Raw genomic sequence first — 3,687 nt, 5'->3', positions numbered from 1 at the left:
CGCCGCCGGTCACCCGGCCAGCAGGATCGACGAGCTCCTGCCCTGGAACTTCAACCCGTCAAGCTGATCCCGCGTGGGGCGCAGACAGCGCTTACATACAAGTCAAGCTTATTGGATTATTATCTCGAGTCTTTTCCGGCTAGCCGTAAGCCTTAATGCTTTGGAGTTTTTTGCTTTGGCGCCCGCTCTACGAAGAAGGACATAAAACGATGGTGGCGGCTGGTGGCTACATTCTTCGGGTCCCGAAGCAAAGGAGAGAGTTGCTGCTCAACGAAGCCGAACATGGCGGTTCGTTTTATTCGCCGAAACCCTTTGTCTCGGAACCTGTTCCGCGCTTCGACCACAGCCGTCGCGCGCCGCTTGCCGTCTTCGCGTCCTTCGAGGATGGCTTCATCACTCACATCGCCGGCGGACGAAAAGGACAGTCAGCGGGCACAGGCCTCGTCCGGCTGAATCTCGAAGAACTCCAACCGCTGAAGCGGCCCGTGAGCTTCGATGAGATCCTTGCTGGTATCGACATACGCGTTGCCCGGCACGTCAAGCAACGCTTGGAAACAGGCGGCCTGCTCCCACCAAAGTCGCTCGGCGCATTTGTTGATCGTATCACGCAACTCGATGAGACCGTCAGCCCACGCCTTGCGCGCTATTCCGAGCGCCGCGCCCAAGCGCTGCGGCGGCTCGAGCCCCGTGCCCGCGAAAACCTCGCCTACCAGAAGGAAACGCTCGGCCTCGCACTCGAGATTGCTGGCATGTCGCGAGATGACCTTTTGGCGTGGACCCCGACGGACGCTTCACAGCAATCCTTCCTTGATGGACTGCCGGGCGCACAGGTTCGGGAAGATGCTATGCTTTTGTCCGACTTCTCGACCGTGCCGGGCTTTGAAGCTATGGGCGAGACCACCCACTACGGCTCGAAGGTGTTCGCGAGCGAAGAGGATTCGTCGAAGCGGTTGACGGTGATCATGGCCAACCGTCTTCCCCTCGAACAACAGACTGGCGCCGACCTCATCTACTTCAACGAAGCCTACCGCAGCTTCGTGATGGTCCAATACAAGGCGATGGAGAAGCGCGAAGACGAGGTGGAATTTCGTTGGCGGGCGAAGGATCAGTTCTGCGACGAAGTTCAGCGGATGGAAACCCTACTGGCCGAGCTCAGGAAGCTCCCAAGCGGTGAGCACCCTGATGGGTTCCGCTTCTCGGACAATCCGTTTTTCCTAAAGTTCTGTCCGCGCGTCGTCTTCAACCCCGACGACAAGGGACTCTTCAAGGGTATCTATCTGCCTCTCGATTTATGGAAACGAGCGGATGCCGCTGGTCTGTTCAAGGGACCGCGCGGCGGCAAGGTTCTGACCTTCAAGAACGTCGGTCGTCGAATCAACAATTCGGAGTTTGTCGGGCTCGTAGCTGGATCGTGGGTAGGCACGTCGATAGAGCAATCCGCTGTACTCAGCGAGATTGTCCGGCAGGTGCTGGAAACAGGGAAGACCGTCACGATCGCCATCAAGCACACCTCGCCTCCTCACGCGTCCGAAATGGAGGCCGCTGAATGAGCAATACTCAGAAGCTTTCAATTCGCCTACTTCGAGATCGCCTCGCCCCCGCTGACGCAGTGCGCGACGGTGTAGACCTAACACCATGGGACAAGCTGGAAGGCGCACTCATTTCATTGGCAACGCTCGGCGGCGGTGCGCCGAAATGGGCGGGATTTCTCGAACTGTCAGAAGACGAGAAGAAGAAGGTTTTCAACCACACAGCCTTCGGACTCGTGTTCGTCCAGGCGTCAGGGCGCTGGTTCGCCGTGTCTTTTGGCATGGGTCACGTCAAGCTTGATCCTGCGGCGTTCGAGCAGGATTTTGGGCTTCGGGTCGTTCTCAACTCGGTTGACCCGAAGCAGTTAAAAAGCGCGGACGTTCGGACACCGGATGAGAATACCCTTTCCCGACGTACGCAGACCAGCCGGGGCTCCGATCAGACTGCCTTCGCCATCGACATCGAGCGTGACCTTGTCCGTGGTCTGGCGGGGACGCCCAAGGATGCAGGCTTCGGCTCCTATGTGGCGGGGACCGACGGCCTGACGCTCAACCGAAAGCTTGAGATTGCGGAACTCGCCAAGGCTTGCGCGGACACGTATGCAATCTACCAGAAGACCGACTACAAGACCGACTTCGGATGGATCGACCAGATTCGCCACATCCGCGAGCAAGAATTGATCGACAAGCTGGACGCCAGGCTGGTTGAAGCTTTGGCGAAGGCGGTTGACGAAGGCGAGACCGACGGTATTCACCTCGCGTTTCCGGTCATTTACGACCCTGAGAAATCAAGCCTCATCCGCTACAAGGGTTTTCGCAGCTGGCAGCTTTATGCCGACCTCGACTTGCCCGGTTACCTCGACGCATTGAAGGAGCGCGAGAAAGCCGGCTATTCGGACGAGGACCTCCGCAATCACACCGTCCACGAAGTCGATGATGATGGCCACGACTGTGGTGGGAAGTGGAAGTTGCGGGAATGCATCGTGTTCGAAACAGAACTCGATGGCACGACCTACGTCTTCTCTGGAGGCCGCTGGTACCAGATTGACCAGAACCTCGCCAAAGAGGTACAGGAGTTTTTCGACACGACAAGCAAGGTCGACATGCCTGCCGCTGAGGCTGACGAGACAGAAGAGACCTACAACAAGCGTGTCGCCGGTCTGGATGCGGACATGATCTGCTTAGACCGTCGGCTCATCAAGCCAACAGGTGCGGCGAGCAAGATCGAAGCTTGCGACTTTCTCGGCCGTGAGCGTCAACTGATCCACGTTAAGGACAAGACGTCCTCGTCTCGACTCAGTCACCTTTTCAGCCAAGGGACCGTCTCCGCACGTGTCCTCGCGACCGACCCACCGTCGCGCGACAGCGTTCGGAACGAAGTGATCGCAGTCCAGGCTGAAACCGGACAGACCGGCTACCAGGACATCATTCCGAATTCCGGGAATGACTTCACCCGTGGTGATTTCACCGTCGTCTACAGCGTCATTGCTGCATCTGATAAGCCGAAACTCCCCTTCTTCAGCTTGGTGTCGTTCCGCCAGGCTGCGCGCGAATTGCACGCGCTCGGCTACAAATGGGCTTTCGCCTGGATCGAGAAGCCGAAGTCTGGCGCAAAGGCGAAAGCAAAACGATCCAAGAAAGCCGCTGAAGAGGATGCGGAGGTTATAGAATAACCGAAAGACTAAACCCCACCACCCCAAGGCAGTAGGCAAGTAACCTAAGGCCCTCAAGCGCGGTCCTCACACAACATATTCTCAACATGTACTAAATAAATTCTGGTTCTCTTGACGCACTGCAGTCATTCGTGACAAGCGCGGCGAACGTCCGCCTTCCGCCCTTCGTGCCAGAGCCTATAGCGGTGACGGCAATGGAACTCTTGGCGACCCTGAATCGCCAATCGTAGGCAGCCCAGGGCAGCACAAAGCTCTGCTCCGGCGCCTAACATTCAGTTGAGACTGAGAATTCCTCACGCGCCGAGACCTATGCTTTATGCATACTTCCCCGGCCAAGATGTGGGGGAATAGCTATGCAGGTCGGCGATCCAATTTCTGACGAAGTCATCATTAGGTCATGTTGACAAATGGCGGACCCAGAGACGGATCGACGTGATGTCAATGAAGCCGAGGAAGCTCTCAGCGGTCTTGTCGTAGCGGGTCGC

At 57.4% G+C, this 3,687-nt stretch carries 2 protein-coding genes and 1 pseudogene; 2 read left to right on the top strand and 1 reads right to left on the bottom strand.

Features of this window, described 5'->3' with window-relative positions; translation table 11 throughout:
• The first annotated feature begins 209 nt into the window (after nucleotides 1-209).
• Together EV657_RS21225 and EV657_RS21220 are read left to right on the top strand one after the other, a co-directional pair.
• Entirely contained in the window at nucleotides 210-1,550 is a 1,341-nt protein-coding gene (locus tag EV657_RS21225; RefSeq protein WP_108129507.1) for a hypothetical protein, read from the top strand.
• Nucleotides 1,547-3,202 carry a DUF6119 family protein gene (locus EV657_RS21220; protein WP_134079841.1) on the top strand — a complete coding sequence of 552 codons (1,656 nt, stop codon included), beginning with the start codon at nucleotides 1,547-1,549 and terminating at the stop codon, nucleotides 3,200-3,202. Before EV657_RS21225 ends, EV657_RS21220 begins: the two co-directional genes overlap by 4 nt.
• 395 nt (nucleotides 3,203-3,597) lie before the next feature.
• Here EV657_RS21220 and EV657_RS21215 read toward each other — a convergent pair.
• Nucleotides 3,598-3,687 (bottom strand): annotated as a pseudogene (locus EV657_RS21215) (IS5/IS1182 family transposase); the annotation flags it as partial.

It is taken from the genome of Rhodovulum visakhapatnamense (assembly GCF_004365965.1).
Classification (GTDB): Bacteria; Pseudomonadota; Alphaproteobacteria; order Rhodobacterales; family Rhodobacteraceae; genus Rhodovulum; species Rhodovulum visakhapatnamense.
Note: the sequence above shows the minus strand (reverse complement) of the source record. Positions and strands in the feature narration are given on the sequence as shown.

What these genes read in the sequence shown, in the direction of transcription:
- EV657_RS21225 (WP_108129507.1), top strand. Translation starts at nt 210, where the DNA reads ATGGTGGCGGCTGGTGGCTACATTCTTCGGGTCCCGAAGCAAAGGAGA.
- EV657_RS21220 (WP_134079841.1), top strand. Translation starts at nt 1,547, where the DNA reads ATGAGCAATACTCAGAAGCTTTCAATTCGCCTACTTCGAGATCGCCTC.